Genomic DNA, 16980 nt, shown 5'->3' with positions numbered 1-16980 from the left:
GAAAGGGCCTTAACCAGCAACAATTTTTTTCAGAAAGCTGGACATAAAATTAAGATAAGGTTATTTTTTCTTCTTAGAATTTTTATTTTTATTTCTTTTACCTTTATTTTTAATCTAATTTTTCGATTATACTAAATCTCAGGTTTTACACATATCAACAAATTTTGATACATTTAATTTTACTGATATTTACTTTTATAACTTATTCGCATTTCACTTCTCTTTCCTATTTTTCAGTTCCGAAAGCACTTTTTCGGCGTGTCCTGCAGCTTTAACGTTATCCCATATCCTGACAATCTTTCCTTCCGGATTGATAAGGAAAGTTGTCCGGACAACGCTTATAACATCCTTGCCCCTGAAATGTTTGGGGTGCAGGACATCATATTTTCCGTGGACTTCCGCCTGCTCGTCAGAAAGCAGTTTTATTTTAAGTTCTTTTATTTCTATAAATTTCCTGTGAGATTCCTCACTATCCCTGCTGACTCCCAGAACAACTGCGTTTTCAGCTTCGAAATCTTTTCTCAGGCAGCTGAAATTTTTGGCTTCCAGGCTGCAGCCCGGAGTGTTGTCCCTCGGATAAAAGTACAGGACTACCCATTTTCCCCTGAGGTTCTCAAGGCATGTCCGATTCCCTTCCTGATCAGGAAGACAAAAATCAGGTGCAAGTTGTCCTGATTCCAGTGATGTCTTTGCCATATTTTTCCCCCTGGTAAGTCCGTGCCGCTTATATGCGGTTACTAAATAAATATTTAAAAATCATAGAACCTAATCTTATCATACAAGTTATATTTTTAATAGATTATTATTCTTACTCTTGTTCTCTTATATCTTTTGTTTGCCCCTGCTCTCAGCTCATCTTTTTCTCTTCCAGGGCAGGACTGCCGCTTCAAACGCCAGAATCGGTCCTATGAACCAGCCTGCCCAGAGTAAAAGCCCTGCAAGCCCGAGCCCGAAAAAGTAAAACTGTTTTCGTGTCGATTTTATGCTATACCCTTCATCTTTCAGACTCAGGGCCAGAGCTGTAATTCCAAGCCCAACGCCGGCAAGAGCCAGAAAGACAGTAATGATTACTTCGGGAGAATACGAGCTTCTGCTAAGTGAAACCAGCATCTGGAATATTAATGATAAGCCTGTGCCCAGAAAGAAAATACCTGCAAAAATCCCCGACCAGCGTGCCGGATTGAACCCGGCTGCAGCTTCCTTTTTAAGTGAAATTGCCAGAATACCGGCTGCAAGAGTTACTCCCAGCGGGAAGAAGATAAAAGGCAGGCTCTGTCCTTCCCAGCGGTAGGTCCTTATCTGGTTTAGAGGAATTAACAGCCACTCGATAAGGGAAAAAATTTCCCTGTATCCCAGAATAACCCCATAATTGCCTCCCCCCTCAATAGAACTCACTGCTGCATAGTATGTGCCGCTTTCCGGGGCCTGGAGGTCTGCTCGGGCAAGGGAGTAAAAGGCGCTCGGTGTAAATCCTTCATATGTTGCGCTTTCAGGAATCTTTCCCAAAAAGACCTTTGCTCCATACCCTTCAGGCACTTCTGCGGTTTCTGGCACTTCTCCTTCGTCAGCAAGCCCGGGTCCCATAAGGATCAGGTCCGGAGTATAAATCTGGCCCTCCTTCCCGGCAGGGACAATAAGTCCAAGTACGATCCTCTCCCCTTTTTCCATCTTAAAACTGTAGTACTGAACATCTGCGCCTGAAAGCTGTCCGTAAAGGACTCTGGATTTTGTAGGATTTTCTACGGAAGTTGCGGTTTCAGGGCTTTTGCCTCCCTCTCCGAAGGTCGGAACATGAGCAAGCACAGGAGTGAGCAAAAAATACATTCCCGCCACTAAAATAACTATTAAGGCATAATATCTTAATCTCCCTCGTTTCATAGACTATATTCTCACATGCTGTCAGTAAATAGGTATCAGAATCTGGAATAAGAAACAAACCCCCAGACTTAAGTTCAGGCTTAAAAGCTTAGAATTTCCTGCCGAAAGCCCTTTTTAAAATGCATTCAAAGTTCATCTTATGAGAATCTGGGACATCCCACCTGAGAACATGTGCAGGCAGCATCTTCTCGGGGAACACCGTGAATTGCACGCCCTGTGGTCCATAATTACCAATAACAAAAAAGCTTATGCCCACCATCCCGAGACCCTGCGCTGGAAGGGAAAACTAAAAGCTCTCTACCTGAGACATGAAGCCCTTGTGGAAGAAATGCTGAGGAGGGGGTATAAGCATCATACTCCTCTTGATCCTGTTCTTGCGACTGGAAACGCTTTTCAGGACGAATTTGTGAATACCTATGAGGAACAGGTCCGGATCCTGAAAGAAAGAGGGTGCGAGTGCAGGGTCTGACTGTAAGCTTCAGAAAACTCGCAGGTCACTTCCCATAAAACCCGTAAATCCAGGATTTTCGTCGAGGTTTATCCCAACTTTATTTGAGGATTTCTATTCTTTTTTCTCTAAACCACTGATAATACAACGTTTTTTCTATCCATAACTGCATATATAGTTATCGACATTTTTTTATACTATTAACTCATAAGTATAGAGAGACAACACCTATTATGAGAAGGGCTGTTCGAGAACGCATGAAGAAGTGAGATCGTGAAAAAGTCAGGTGTTGAATCAGTTCACATTAAAAATTCTAATTCTGGATCAGACGGGGATCTAAGGAACTTCAATGACTCTTGTGCTGAATGAAGAGGAAATATGGGTTCTTGAATGTATAAAAGAGGCCCATATAGACCGGGGCTTTCATATTCGGGACGTAATCAAAAAAGCAAAAGCCGGATATGGGTTATCAAGGTCAACAGTTTACGAAATAGTGGGCTATCTGGAGTTTCACGGCCTTATAAAGACAAATAAAGCCGGGAACAGGGAACTTGACAAGTCCATAGCTTATTTTGTAACGTGCCCGGGGTGCGGGAAGGAAATTCCGGGAAGTGAATACATCAAAGAGAATGGGGGAGCAATCTGTGAGGACTGTTATCTGGAAGGGCACCAGAAAATTAAGTTTGCAGACCCTGTGGCAGTGCGTTCCAAAAAGCTTTTCAGGAAACAGCATGGGTTTGAAGGAACCGACGGACTGACCGAGCTGCAAAAAGAAATCTATAATTTTATCCTGGAGGAAGGGGGGGCTACCCCCGAAAAGATCTCGAAGCTTTTCGAGCTCACCTTACAGGAAACCAGGAACCAGTTTGCAATACTGCGGCACTGTGAGCTTTTGAAGTGGAGAAAAATGGGGGAAGAAATGTACATGGTGCCTTTTGATTCTTAAATTTTTTCATATGATTTATATCTATGATTTTTATCTCTGATCTATATCCATGATCTGAAGCACTCAGAGGTGAGAGGTTGACAGAAAAAATCGATATGAACGAAAGGCTGGAAGCAATGGCGGGGCAACTCCCTGAAGTAATGAACGCCCTTATGGGGCTTCATTCCGAAGTCGTCAAAGACGGGGCTTTAAGCGCCAGGACAAAAGAGCTGATGATGGTAGGGATTGCAGTTGCCCTGCGCTGTGAGTACTGTCTCTGGAAGCACGTTCCTGAGGCTGTGAGGCTGGGGGCGACCCGTGAAGAGGTTCTGGAGGCTGTCAGCACTGCAATAGTGATGGCTGGAGGGCCTGCCGTAGCTTACGGATCAGTAGTTGTTCTCAAAATTCTGGATGAACTGGATGTCTGAAACTCTGGAGGGATAAAAGATGGCAGAAGAAATAACCAGTCCTGTCGCGTGTGCGGTCTGTGGGCGTGAACTGGCAGGAGAAGACAGTATCAAAGAAGGAGATCAGGTTTTTTGTGAGGATTGCTATATAGAGGGTCACCATAAAATTCAGGCATGTAATCCCTGGGCAGTCCGTTCTAAAAAAATCTTCAGGGAAGAAGCCGGGCTTGAAGGTACTGATGGACTTACAGACCTGCAAAAAGCCATTTATGAATTCATTGTTTCCAGGGGTGGGGTAAAAAAGGAAGAAATTGCAGAAAAATTTGGGATATCTCCCCGGGAAACCGAAAACCAGTTTGCTCTCCTGAGGCACTGCGAGCTGTTAAAAGGACAAAAAAGGGCAGATGGCGTATATCTTGTGCCTTTTAGGGACAAATAAGTTAAGAAATGTGTGAATTATTTATTTTTTCGTTTTAAACAAATAAGGGTCTCTCTACATTTCTTTTTTATGTGCTTCCCTGCTCATGGCTGTGTACCTGCCCAAAACTGTTTCTTGATTGAAGACCAAATTCATATTTGAAACCAATAAAAAACAGGTTATTATATGGTTTACAAATTTTTGCGTGGTTAAAGGCTATAGCCGGGGTGTTTTATATTGGATAGCTCAAAATCTTACTTTAATCCGGAAATCGAGACCATGAACAGGGGAGAACTCGACGCTCTCATCGAGGAACGAGTGCGATATACGGTAAAATATGCGGCTGAAAATTCTCCTTTTTACAGAAAATGGTTTGAAAAACACAGAGTAAGTCCTGGAAACATCAAAACCCATGAGGACCTCCTTGAACTTCCAATCATATCCGGAAAGACTATCCGGGAAAACCAGCCCCCTGAGATGAAGGATTTTATGTTCAAAAGCGTGGGCTGGGAAGATGTTTTCACTATCCATGAGACCAGCGGCACGAGCGGGACCCCAAAGAGCTTTTTCCTCACCTGGGCAGACTGGGAACGCTATGCAGAAAAATACGCCCGGATTTTCAGGTCTCAGGGTTTCGGGCCCGGAGACAGGGTTGTGGTCTGTGCTGCCTACGGCATGAATGTGGGGGCAAACACCATGACCCTTGCTGCCAGGCAGCTGGGTATGAGCATTATCCCCGAGGGCAAGTGCACTTTTCCCCTGCGTGTTATTGAAGCCTACAGGCCGACAGGCATAGTAGGCAGCGTATTCAAGCTCCTGAACCTCGCACGCAGAATGAAGGCTGAGGGAATCGACCCTCGGAGGTCAGGTGTAAACAAACTGGTTGTGGGAGGTGAAGCCTTTGCTGATGAATCAAGAAATTATCTCTCGGAAATCTGGGGTTGTCCTGTGTATAATACCTACGGGAGCACGGAAGGGACGATGTGCGGGGAATGCAGTGAAATTACAGGGCTGCATGTTCCTGAGGATTTTATCCATCTTGATGTTTACGACCCGCACCTTGAGAATTTCGTGCCTGATGGGGAATGTGGAAGAGTTATCCTGAGTACGCTTCTGCCTGTTGGAGCAAAAGCAGGCAACCTTCTCTTAAATTATGATACTGAAGACACAACTGTCGTCCTTACGCGCAAAACGTGCTCCTGCGGAAGGACCCACATGAAAATACTCACTCCCCAGAGAGAGGCAGAAACAGTATGGGTTGAAGGAACTCCTTTTAATCGCGTTGATGTAGAAAGGGGTGTCTTCCAGAGTGGGAACATGGACTACCTGACAGGAGAGTATGAGGCTTTTCTTTACGGCGGAGAAGATGAGGGAGAAACCGTACTGAGGGTCAGTATGGAATGCGAAAACCCCGATACCTGTGACAGAGACCTTATAATGGAAAACTTCATCCACTCTTTCCTTAAATATAAACATCCCCTCTCCAGGGCTTATGAAGACGGTACTTTCAAGATCCTTTTCAACTTCACGGATCCCCGCGGGCTTGAGCTGTACAAAATAAAAGGAAGACCGAAGAGGCTTGTGGACAGACGATAACTGTAAAGAGCGGGCAAAGTGATAAGTCAAAAAGATGACTAACTGGAAGTATAGGGAATGACTGATATCGGAAGTTAAAAGGAAATAAAACTGTTTACTCCCTGATTTTCTATTCCCTGATTCTCTTGTTTCTTTTAATTTATTTGGTTTGATTTGTTTAGTTTTTATTCCTTCTTTACTGCATTACTTTTTTTACACACTATTGATTATTTATTTTTTTTGAATTCTTTTCCTTTTGTTTTTATTTTTTATTTATTTTTGTCTCTGTTATTTTTTTATGGCCGGTTTGACCCTTTCATATATGCTAAGTTTTATAGTTCCCAAACATTAATATACTGAGGGATGAATTAACATATGAGTACGACTCTTTTATATTAATGAACAAGTGAATAAAACATATATAGTAATACTTACAATAACTTAATGTATTATCTTTCGGATAAATTGCAAATTACTTGGTGATACGATGGAAACAGAACTTATGAGGATAGGGGTCTCCCTGCCCGATACCCTTCTTAGCAAATTTGATGAGATTATTGAAAAAAGAGGTTACTCTTCCCGTTCGGAAGGCATAAGGGACGCCATCAGGAGTTACATTTCTTACTACGAGTGGATGGGCGACATTAAAGGTCATCGCGTCGGGACTGTTGCTGTTATATATGACCACACAAAGCGCGGGCTTTCAAACGCCCTTGCAGATATCCAGCACCACTACTCTCCCCTGATTAAGTCCTCCGTGCACATCCACCTGGATCACGATAACTGTTTTGAAGTAATCGTTCTGGATGGGGACGGCGAAGAAATTAAAGAGCTTGCTGAAGCTATAATGTCCCTTAAAGGAGTTAAATTCTCAAAGCTAACTACGGTATCCTCAAACGAAAAAATCTAATTTTATCCTTCCGGGATACGAATCCACATACAGATAGTATTAATTGTGAGTGTTGAGGGTCTCCAGACTTATTAAATGGGAAAAAGTCCCTCAATTCCTTCAGTTAACTTTTTTCAAAGTGTTTTTCAATGTGCTTCAGGAGCAGGGTTCCAAATTCCGTAAGGTCATAAATCTGGAAACTGCGTTCTCTCCTTGAATCCACGAGCCCTGCTTCCTTTAAGAGCTTGAGGTGGTAAGAAAGGGCAGAGTGCTTCTGGTCCGTAGCTTCAACAAGGACACAGACGCAGAGGCTCTGGACTTCGAGAGCTTTAAGAATTCTCAGGCGGGTCGGATCTGCAAGAACCTTGAACAGACTTACGATTTCTTCTACGTCTTCATTCAGTGCCGTGTGAACAGCCTCGAGCACATCTTCCGGAAGGGAATAAGCATCCCGGACTTCGATTATTTTTTTCTCAGACATTTCTTCCACTCAGACATTTTTGCGCTTTTTTCAATCTTGAAGAATTTTACCGGCCACATTTTTGCTGATTTTTCTTTTCAGGCTGTCACATCCCTTTCAGCGTATCGGTACTCGTTGAAAGGACTTCTCTCCACCTGAGCCCGAGTCCCGATAGGGCGAACCCGCCTCCAATCAATGTGATCGAGTTCTTTATTATGTGATCAAGTACAGCGACCGTAAACCCGAGTTCCGGCCTGATTCCTCCAAGCCCGAACACTGCAGTAAGGGCAACCTCATATGTCCCTATAGCTCCGGGAGTAATAGGGAACGTTTTTGCAATGTTTCCGAGGGCTACTGCCAGGAAGATCAGAGATATGGTGAATGCTGAAGACATATCTACCCCGGCTGTCGGAAAGGCTTTCAGGACCAGAAAGCAGGTAAGGATATCCATACCCCATATCAGAAGAGAGGAGGCAACCACTGCAAGAAAAGCTCCGGGACGGACAGCAACTACGCTCATCTGGTGGATAAACGTGGATGCAAATTCCTTTATTTTATTGACATGTTCGCTGGAATAACTTGCCGAAGCCTTTTCCTTAACTCCCTTTTTCATGCGGCTTTCCCTGAAAGATAATGCAAAGAGGGCTGCAAAGAAAAGGAGAACTGCAATCCCTGAAAACTTTATAAGGGACTCCATCCAGGAAGCAAGTTCAAACCTGGCAGCCACACCTGAAGAAGCAAGTGCGGCAATGAATGTAATTGCAATTATGTCAAAGACCCTTTCTACGGTCAGGGAGGAAAGGCTCGTTGTAAAGGCAAGGTCCTTACTTTTTTTCAGGATGTACATCCTGCTCAGGTCTCCTATCCTTGCAGGAAGGATCACATTTGCAGATTGACTGATGAAAATACTACCTGTAAGAAATCCAAGCCCATAATGGTTTCCGAGTCTTTTAAGGATCTGCTGGAAACGGATTCCCCGGAGAGGCCAGGAAACACAGTAAACAAGAGAAGCAAGAGCCAGGGTGCCCGGAGACACCTGCTTGATATTTTCCAGAACATCGGAAGCTCCCAGAAAGGTTGCAGCAAGTGCGAGAATTATAAGTGCAAGAAATGCTGTTAAAAAAATTTTCCCTTTCCCTGAAAAAAACCCCGGTAAAAAGAGTTCCCACCAGAGGCGGAAAACCTCAGACCCCATTCCAAGAATATCCTTTGCGAAATTGACCTTGCTTGACCCTCCGTGCCTCCAGTAGACAGGGAACTCCAGAACCCTGTATCCCCGGTGCTGAGCTCTTACCAGCAATTCAGTGTCCCAGAACCAGTGCTGATTCTCAATTTCATCGAGCAACTCAAAGAGAGCCCCTCTCCTGAAAGCCTTAAAACCGCACTGGTGGTCATAGAGTTTTGAATGCAAAAATAGCCGTACAAGGGAGTTGTATCCTCTGCTTGCAAACTCCCGCTTGAAAGGTCTTTTTGCATCACTTTCGGGCATTATTCTCGAACCGGTGGCAAAGTCATAGCCATCCGTACTTACGGCTCTGACCAGTTTTTCCAGATAGCTCATATCTGTTGCAAGATCCACATCAATATAGCAGAGCACTTCTCCTGAGGCTGCCTTAAAAGCTCTGTTCAGGGCTCTCCCCCTGCCCTGTCGCTCATCGGAATGCAGGTGTTTGACATAAGAGTACTGTCCCGAAAGCCTTGAAGCTATCCGGTCCGTACCGTCCGTGCTCCCATCCTCTGCTATGATGATCTCAAAAGAATCCGTTATCTTTGAAAGAGTCTCTGCTGTTATCGAGACTGTATTTTCTATTCTGGCGGCTTCATTGTAAGCGGGCAGAACTACCGAGACGCTGGTTATACGAACAACCTCTTAATGTTTATGATAAATTAATAGACTTTTATGCTTACTGAATTCACATTTATTTTCACATATTTGAATAAATTCGATTTATAAAACGTATTTATAAAACGTATTTGTAAAACCTGTTTTGAAGCATATTTATGAAAAGTATTTATGAAACAATGTTTAGAATACTGAAATAAATGATATATTTGGTCTAAACAGCAATTTTTTTTGCCTGAGCCAGTTTTTCTCTGAAAACGGATAAATAACAACGGACAACTAATAACGGATAAATAACAACGGACAACTAATAACGGACAACTATAAGATCCATTTTTATGGGCTCTTCTTTAATTTATATATTGTGACTGTATCCCGGTAAACCGGTTCAAAATATGTTTCATTCTCAAATTTATCCAGTTTTATGGAATACATCTGCCGTTCAAGCTTACCGATATACACATAGCTTACGTTATATTTATCCATAAGCTCCAGGGTTTTCTTTTCATCGCCAGTGGAATAAATCGAACGGACATCTGTGATTCTCTTTCCTACTTCTTTGTGGTTTCTTCCCCAGAACCGCTCGTGCCTTGCCCACCCGATAACTGTAGGGAGCCCGGTATTTGCAGAGACCCTGGATGTATAACTGTAACTGCTATCATCTTCAGAAGCTTCAAGAACTACCGGAGAGCCTTCAACATTTTCCTGCATCCATTGTATAGCATTGTAATCTCCCCTGTCCAGTTCCTTCAGGTATTCCATTCCGTCAAGGGAAGGCTCGGCGTTCATATCAATTATTCTTGTAATGGTTGATACTACAGGAAAAAAGGCACAGGAAATAACCAGTAGCACAAGTACAGCTGCCCATACTTTTTTTACATAGGCTCCCTTCAAAAGCATTCTATTTCCGGACCTGCTCCCGTAAAAGGAACGAAGTTCATAGTACGAATAAGAGGCTGCAATAGCAAGGAAAATCCATAAATGCATATAAAATTTGAAAACCGTGTTCATACGGGCAAAATCGCCTGAAATGGGGTCGTCAAGGTAAATAATTTCGCAGAGAAGGGCAATGAAGGCAGCTGTTGCTATTAGAAGAAATACAAATCCTGTCGCGCTTCTTTCCGGAAGATCCTTCAGGAATAAAAACAGGGAAAGTGCAAGCAGGGGAAAAAGAACCGCAAGCAGGGGAATAGACCATGCCGCAGAAAGCAGTGTTGAGGCTCCGGCAAAAAGGATAAAAAATCCGATTTTTCGCCTGGAGTCCAGGCGAGTTACAAGGAAAGAGAAGATCAAAAACAGGAAAAGTCCGAAAAGGATAAGGAATTTATCAATCGTTGTCCTGAGTTCCGGCACAACAAAATCAAATCCTCCTGCCGCCTGAGGGCTAAAGGACAGGTAAAAGGGCAAATATGGCAGAAAGCTGAAGACCGATACAAGAATGACTGATTTGGAAAATTCAGCAACAGAACCGAATAAATTTCTATTATGAATATAACGCCCGTAATAAAATGCAAAGATGATAAAAAGTGCCAGGCCGAAGTACACCGGAAAGTCCCAGGAATTGGATGGGAATAAAAAACCCAGAGATATTGAAAATGTAATAAATGCCAGGCTATTTTCAAAGATTGAGTTCTCACTTTTCCTTAAATATATATTCAGGAGAAATACAAGCACAAGCAACTGAAACGGGATTGCAAGCATATGAGAGTGCAGGTCCCCATGTATGAAACTGAAATACGGGAACTCGTTTATCGTAAAAGGAATAACCCTCGAACTGCTCCAGTAGTATCCCCTTGTAACCTGCTCCTTGAGGACATACATGGATACGAATTCTATAAGCCCCTGTAAATTTCCAAGCAGCATCCCGGATCCCGCAGTAAGGAGTCCATACCTTATTTTCCCATGAGTCAGGTTATACCCGATGCCGAAAAATATGTTGAAGGAAAGAGCAAAAGTAAGTGCAACTGCCAGGTTAAAAAGTATGGTAGGTTTGACAGCACTGAGTTTTCCCAGAGCACCCACGGAAAGATACCCGAAATAATAGTAAAAATCCAGAAACCCGCCCGCAAACCAGGGATCTGCCGGAGGAAAAGAGGAAGTCTTTATTACTGCATTTAAAAAAGCAAAGTCCATAAATTTCTCGTGCATGTATATTTCCGGAAGGTGCACGCGTACAAGTAAGAAAAAAAAGAACCCTGCAAGGAACACGAGTTCATTGACGAGCAGAACCTTTCTTTCGGGAAAAATCTTCTGTTTCCGATAAAGGCCAATTGACAGCAGGCAAAGAACAAGGAATGAGATCAGGACTGTGTTACGGTTAAAGCCCCATATGTAAGAAAAGATCCAGGAAAAATAGGCGACAAGTATAATTCCCAGAGGTTTTGCTGCTGAAATACCCCTGTCAGCCAGCCTGTTTCCAGCATTTCCAGCAAGTGGAATCGCAATCAGACCCAGGATCTCTATAAGAAAAAACCATAGAATTACTTGAAGGTAATCTGACACTGTTCTCTGTACCTGCCTGTGATATTCATTCTTTTAGCTACTGAAAAATTGCAGTTCGTAAAGTAAACTCACACGTTATATCCTGGTAAATGCCGTTTCTGAAGTATCTTTATCCCCATAAAAGCCCATCCGGAGTCCCACTTCTATTCTCCGGAAGAGTCTCAAAATACTCCATAACTTTTATACTAAGTGACTCACAAATCCCGTTTTTTGAGTCTGCCAGACGATCCTGTATTGATACTATGCAATTCGTAAATATACTTATATTTCTGTCGAACGGAAATTTGTTTTTTGTTTAACTCTCACTATATTCTTTGCATTACACTTCCAAAGTGTTAATTTACAGATATAAAACTCTTTGTTAGCTTAAAATAGGTCTTTGCAAATAATGGTAGCTATGAAAATGCAGATCAACGGAAAAGCTGTAGAAGCATGTGGCAGCGAGTTTTTTGATGTGAAAAATCCTGCAACAGGTGAACTTCTCGAACAGGTTCCCCGGGGCACAGAAGAGGACGTAGCTGCGGCGGTTGAAGCTGCTTCATCAGCTTCCGCAGGCTGGGCTTCCGCATCTCCACAGCAGAGGGGAGGAGTTCTTTACAGGGCTGCAGGAATTGTCCGGCAGAGGAAGGATGAGCTTGCTGCCCTGCTTACGCAGGAACAGGGAAAGCCTCTTGCAGAAGCCAGAAACGAAATAGAAGGTTTTGCCAGCGTCCTTGAATATTACTGCGGCCTTGCAGGCAGTCTGAGGGGGGACTTCATTCCGGTCCCGGGAAATGGGTATGCTTTTACCGTAAAAAACCCTCTCGGGGTCTGTGCAGCCATAATTCCCTGGAACATGCCTGCTCTGATTATGGGCTGGAAAATTGCCCCTGCTCTGATTTCCGGGAATACTCTTGTGCTGAAGCCAGCAAGTAACACTCCCCTTACAAACCTTTCTCTAGCTTCGATCCTTGGTGAAGCCGGGCTGCCTGCAGGTGTGCTGAATGTGGTTACAGGGCCGGGGGAGACAGTAGGAGAAAGTCTTGTTCGCAGTCCGGAGGTAAGAAAAATATCTTTTACAGGAGAAGCCAGAACCGGAAAACGAGTAGCTGAACTTGCAGCCAGCGGGATGAAAAGGGTTACTCTTGAGCTGGGGGGAAGTGACCCTATGCTTGTGTGTGACGATGCCGATCTCGAAAGTGCTGCTGCCGGAGCCCTGAGAGGGAGGTTTTACAACTGTGGTCAGACCTGTACTGCTGTCAAGAGACTTTATGTTTTTGAATCCATAGCTGAAGAATTCATAAAAAAGCTTGAAACCGGCGTCAGGAACTTAAAAATCGGAAATGGGCTGGACACAAATACCAGTATAGGACCTCTTAACAATCGCCATCAATGGGAATATATAAAAGAGCTTGCAGCCGAAATCGAGGAGAAGGATGCAGGCAGGATAATTACCGGAGGAAAAGTACCTGCATTCAAGGGTTCTGAGAAAGGGTACTTCTTTGAACCTACCCTTGTTTCAGACGTACCCGGAGACTCCAGACTTTTGAAAGAAGAGGTTTTTGGTCCTTTACTGCCCGTGGTGGCGGTAAAAGATCTGGATGAGGCAATAGAGGAGGCAAACCGTACCAGTTACGGGCTTGGTGCGTCTATCTGGACAAAAGATTTAGACCGGGCACGAGCAGGGTGTGAACAGTTAAATGCAGGGATTATATGGGTCAACCAGCACATGAAGATAGCCTCCGAAGTTCCTTTCGGGGGAGTTAAGGAGAGTGGTTTTGGAAGAGAAAATGGACCTGATGCTCTTTCTGAATATATGGAGACAAAAACAGTAATGTTAAAAACCTGAATGTTAAAGCTGAATGTTAAAGCTGAACGTTGAGTGTTAAAATGTCCGGTGTTAAAGATTTTAAGGTTAAAAAGTTGAAAACTAAAGACCTGACAGACGAAGTCCGGTGTTAAAGATTTTAAGGTTAAAAGGTTGAAAACTAAAGACCTGACAGACGAAGTCCGGTGTTAAAGATTTTAAGGTTAAAAGGTTGAAAACTAAAGACCTTACAGACGAAGCAAAAACAGAAACTATAAAATAAAGATTTTCGATGAGCCTTAATCAGCTGGCTCACCGAGTTCCTTTAAGTAAACTGATGTATAATCTTTGCAGCTTACTTTTTGTACTTGGGCAGAAGCTGCATGAATTCGGAAGCTTCCATTACAGGGACACTGTCAATCATGCAGATATCGGACCAGGGCAGATTGAAGGCTCCGTAAGCCTCGGAACTTTCTGCTTCATAAAGAATGTAATAGCGGTTTCCGGAAAGGTCAACCCACTGGTTGATAACATCAATTCCGTCAGGAATTTCCAGTTTCTTAAAGTGTTCAAGGATCTTATCGCGATCCGAAGGGTCCCAGGTACTAACGTCCATGAATAACATCTTTTACCACTCCTTTTATTTTATGCCGCCCATACCCCTTCCCGGAAGCTCAGGCAGCTTCTGTTCAGCATCCGGGTTCTTTTTTGAGAGCTCAGCCTTAAGGAAAACATTTGTATGGTCCCCTCTGCCATCCCCTTACGGGTATGACCTGTGTGCCCCCAAAAAACCGGTTTACGGCAGAAATTCAGAACGTTTTTTAAGTTTTCTCTGCCTCTCCTTAATCTGCCACTCCCAAATCCCCATGAGTGACAAATCCGGTAAGGCAGGCAGCCATGCAGAAAGAAGTTCTGCTGGTACAGACAGTATAATATCATCCCTTAGGCTATATAATAGTTCGTCCGAAGGGATTGTTTTGACAGAAGGATCGCAAATTAGCTCTTAAAATCCCTTATCTAATTTGACACCTATTTCTTTAAAAGTATCTCCCAAATGAATTCTTATTTCCAACTTTATTTTGCATTTCTGTCAGTACCAGCAGTCGATAAAAGACTCGTCTCTGATGTTCTGGTTTCTCAGGGACATTCTACCTGTTCTTTCCTCTCATTCTCATATGAAATTTGAGTTTGTTTTCCATTGGGGCATGAACATCTCCGCCGATTCTCCACTTTTTATTTACCCAGCGATTGATTCTGTCCTCTTCATCTCAATACTTTACAGTGTTTATGGCTGACAGCTACTTATTTTGCAGAACCTTTTTCCTCTCCGGCTTAAAGAAATATTTATCTAATCCCTGTCCCTTTATGTCCGCATAGTCTATTAACGCTACATTAACGCTACATTGAAACCCCTGATATTTCAGGGAAATTATAAGAGAAACTAAAGCTTCGGCATCCAAATGAGGCTTAAGAATCAGAGGCAAGGCAATGTTACCTGAAGAAGACCTGAAGATTATTAAAAAAGAACTTGGGAGAGAGCCTACCCTGGTAGAGCAGGGCTGTTTTTTGAATATGTGGAGTGAACACTGTTCCTACCGCTCAAGCGCCCATCTCCTGAAAACCTTCACAACCACGGGCGAAAACGTTCTTATCGGTCCCGGAGATGATGCTGCAATCATTAAATTCGATGATGAATATGTGCTTGCCATAGGCATGGAAAGCCACAACCACCCTTCATATGTAGATCCATATAACGGGGCAGCTACCGGTGTGGGAGGGATCGTGAGGGATATTATATCCATGGGAGCCCGTCCGATAGCCCTTATGGACCCGCTTTATTTCGGGCCTCTGGACACTCCGAAAAACCTCTTCCTTTTCGAGCAGATCATTAAAGGAATCGCAGGGTACGGGAACTGCATAGGAGTGCCTGTTATCAATGGCGAGACTTTTTTTGACCGAAGATACAGCGGAAACCCGCTGGTAAATGTTGTTGCAGTCGGGCTCTGCAAGGAAGACGAAGTAATGACCGCCCGCTCCCAGAAAGCCGGAAACCAGCTCGTGCTTGCCGGGTCTGGCACTGGAAAAGATGGACTTGGTGGAGCTTCCTTTGCTTCCAGAGACCTTTCCGAATCAGCTGAAGCCGACGACCGCCCGAGCGTCCAGGTCGGAGACCCATACACCGAAAAGCTTGTCATGGAAATGACCCTGGAAGCCATAGGAAAAGGATATGTAAAATCCTGCAAAGACCTTGGTGCTGCCGGTCTTGGGGGAGCAAGTTCGGAACTGGCTGTAAAGGGCGGACTGGGAGCACGCATTATTGCAGATGCGGTTCCGCAGCGCGAACCTAACATGAATGCATATGAAATCCTGCTTGCCGAGTCCCAGGAGCGCATGCTCTTCGAAGTGGCTCCTGAAGATGTCGATGCAATACTTGCCCTGGTCCAGAAATATGACCTGAATGGGGCCGTGATCGGATACCTTACAGAAGAGCCCACATATACAGTTGAGTTCAGAGGGGAAATCGTTGCCGACATTCCAATTGGTTTTCTGACCGGAGGAGCTCCGACCTGCGCGAGTCTCGTAGAAGCCCCCACACGAAGGGAAGAAGGCAAAAAACCGGAAACTCCAGAAGACCTTAAAGCGGTTTTCCTGAAGGTCCTGTCTTCCTACAACATTGCCTCAAAGGAATGGATCTACAGGCAGTATGACCACGAGGTTCAGCTAAGAACCGTTGTCAAGCCCGGAGAAGATTCCGGAGTGCTCAGGATTACCGATACAAAAGGAATTGCACTTTCCTGCGGTTGCCAGCCCAGAGCCACTCTTCTTGACCCCTATACCGGAGGAAAGACTGCAATTCTCGAAAACGCCATGAATCTTGCAGTAAAAGGTGCAGAGGGCCTGGCTATTGTAAACTGCCTTAACTTTGGAAATCCTGAGCGCCCTGAAATCTACTGGCAGTTCAAAAACGCCGTACTCGGGCTTGGAGACGAAGCCAGAAGGTTTTCAATCCCGGTAGTCGGAGGGAACGTTTCTCTCTATAACGAGAGCGATGAGTTCAAAACTGCAATACCTCCTACTCCCTCAATAGGAATGATAGGGAAAGTGGATCTCGAAACGCCTCTCCCATCAAGTTTCTTTGCGAATACCGGAGACAGCATTATCCTTGTAGGAGAGACAATCCCTGAAATGGGAGGCTCCGAATACTATGCCTGCATGGGCTCTGAAAATGCCGGAAAGGTCCCTGCAGTCCCGGAGAATGCCCCTGACGTTATAAAAGCCATAATCGAAGCTGTTAAAAGCGGAAAACTAAGTTCTGCACATGACCTTTCCCTTGGAGGGATCGGTGCAGGGCTTGCAAAGATGTGCAGAAATCTGGGCGGAAAAGTAGACCTCAGCGAAGCTGCAGGAGAAACGCAGGCGGAAGAATTCCTGTTCTCAGAAGCTCCCGCAAGGGCACTGCTTGCAACGCCTGAACCTGAAGCTGTACAGGAACTTCTTAAAGGCGTGCCCTACGCAGTAATCGGCAAAGTGGGAGGCGAAACCCTTGAAATCAAAGGCAAGAATTTCGAGCTTTCCCTTTCCTTGAATGAAATCGCAGAAGCTTACGGCAGCCTTACCAGATTCATGATGGGATGATTACTTCATCCCCTCTTTCTTTTTAGGAGCGTCTAAGGCTAATCCCTGTCATTTTAATGGCGAGATACAGCCGTCAACTCTTCAATAATACGCTTATTGGCAACGTTTTTAAATTTTCAAACCTATACTCTATTGTCAAGTTTTGTTCTGGAAGCTGTGAATGCTACAGAAGTCGCTTGACTTTGCTCTGAACTTAAACTATGAGGTTCTATA

14 protein-coding genes are annotated in these 16980 nt (G+C 44.1%); 8 read left to right on the top strand and 6 right to left on the bottom strand.

Annotation, left to right across the window (positions count from 1 at the left end):
* Positions 1-213 precede the first annotated feature (213 nt).
* The gene (locus EO92_RS04170) at positions 214-696 is read right to left on the bottom strand and encodes a peroxiredoxin (RefSeq protein WP_048169540.1); all 483 of its coding nucleotides are present in this window, start codon (positions 694-696) and stop codon (positions 214-216) included.
* A gap of 156 nt (positions 697-852) precedes the next feature.
* Positions 853-1878 carry a hypothetical protein gene (locus tag EO92_RS04165; protein ID WP_048169537.1) on the bottom strand — a complete coding sequence of 342 codons (1026 nt, stop codon included), beginning with the start codon at positions 1876-1878 and terminating at the stop codon, positions 853-855.
* Positions 1879-2017: 139 nt separating this feature from the next.
* Between EO92_RS04165 and EO92_RS04160 the strand changes: the two genes are divergently transcribed.
* From EO92_RS04160 to nikR, 6 genes are all read left to right on the top strand, one after another.
* A complete protein-coding gene (locus EO92_RS04160; protein ID WP_048134170.1) occupies positions 2018-2347 on the top strand; it encodes a pyrimidine dimer DNA glycosylase/endonuclease V in 330 nt (109 codons plus the stop codon).
* Positions 2348-2675: 328 nt separating this feature from the next.
* Positions 2676-3272, top strand: a complete 597-nt coding sequence (locus EO92_RS04155) for a hypothetical protein (protein WP_048161337.1) — start codon at positions 2676-2678, stop codon at positions 3270-3272.
* A gap of 77 nt (positions 3273-3349) precedes the next feature.
* Complete coding sequence (locus tag EO92_RS04150) at positions 3350-3679, top strand: carboxymuconolactone decarboxylase family protein (protein ID WP_048134166.1); 330 nt, start codon at positions 3350-3352, stop codon at positions 3677-3679.
* A gap of 19 nt (positions 3680-3698) precedes the next feature.
* Positions 3699-4097, top strand: coding sequence for a hypothetical protein (locus EO92_RS04145; protein WP_048169536.1), 399 nt, complete (start codon positions 3699-3701; stop codon positions 4095-4097).
* Positions 4098-4313: 216 nt separating this feature from the next.
* A complete protein-coding gene (gene ftsA / locus EO92_RS04140) occupies positions 4314-5672 on the top strand; it encodes a coenzyme F390 synthetase (RefSeq protein ID WP_082107940.1) in 1359 nt (452 codons plus the stop codon).
* Positions 5673-6138: 466 nt separating this feature from the next.
* Entirely contained in the window at positions 6139-6561 is a 423-nt protein-coding gene (gene nikR, locus EO92_RS04135; RefSeq protein WP_048134162.1) for a nickel-responsive transcriptional regulator NikR, read from the top strand.
* 103 nt (positions 6562-6664) lie between these two features.
* Here nikR and EO92_RS04130 read toward each other — a convergent pair whose 3' ends face one another.
* From EO92_RS04130 to EO92_RS04120, 3 genes are all read right to left on the bottom strand, one after another.
* A complete protein-coding gene (locus tag EO92_RS04130; protein ID WP_048134160.1) occupies positions 6665-7021 on the bottom strand; it encodes a helix-turn-helix transcriptional regulator in 357 nt (118 codons plus the stop codon).
* Between the two features lie 85 nt (positions 7022-7106).
* Complete coding sequence (locus EO92_RS04125) at positions 7107-8837, bottom strand: flippase-like domain-containing protein (RefSeq protein WP_255350326.1); 1731 nt, start codon at positions 8835-8837, stop codon at positions 7107-7109.
* A gap of 342 nt (positions 8838-9179) precedes the next feature.
* On the bottom strand, positions 9180-11345 hold the full coding sequence (locus tag EO92_RS04120; RefSeq protein WP_048169532.1) for a DUF2298 domain-containing protein: 2166 nt from the start codon (positions 11343-11345) through the stop codon (positions 9180-9182).
* 388 nt (positions 11346-11733) lie between these two features.
* Here EO92_RS04120 and EO92_RS04115 point away from each other — a divergent pair, with 388 nt between their 5' ends.
* Positions 11734-13173, top strand: coding sequence for an aldehyde dehydrogenase (locus EO92_RS04115; RefSeq protein ID WP_048169530.1), 1440 nt, complete (start codon positions 11734-11736; stop codon positions 13171-13173).
* Positions 13174-13486: 313 nt separating this feature from the next.
* On the opposite strand, the gene EO92_RS04110 is transcribed toward EO92_RS04115, so the two are convergent.
* On the bottom strand, positions 13487-13756 hold the full coding sequence (locus tag EO92_RS04110) for a DUF3303 domain-containing protein (RefSeq protein ID WP_048134152.1): 270 nt from the start codon (positions 13754-13756) through the stop codon (positions 13487-13489).
* Positions 13757-14619: 863 nt separating this feature from the next.
* On the opposite strand from EO92_RS04110, the gene purL reads away from it, so the two are divergent.
* Positions 14620-16767 carry a phosphoribosylformylglycinamidine synthase subunit PurL gene (gene purL / locus EO92_RS04095; protein WP_048169526.1) on the top strand — a complete coding sequence of 716 codons (2148 nt, stop codon included), beginning with the start codon at positions 14620-14622 and terminating at the stop codon, positions 16765-16767.
* Positions 16768-16980 lie beyond the last annotated feature (213 nt).

The organism is Methanosarcina sp. 2.H.A.1B.4 (assembly GCF_000979385.1).
GTDB lineage: Archaea > Halobacteriota > Methanosarcinia > Methanosarcinales > Methanosarcinaceae > Methanosarcina.
Note: the sequence above shows the minus strand (reverse complement) of the source record. Positions and strands in the feature narration are given on the sequence as shown.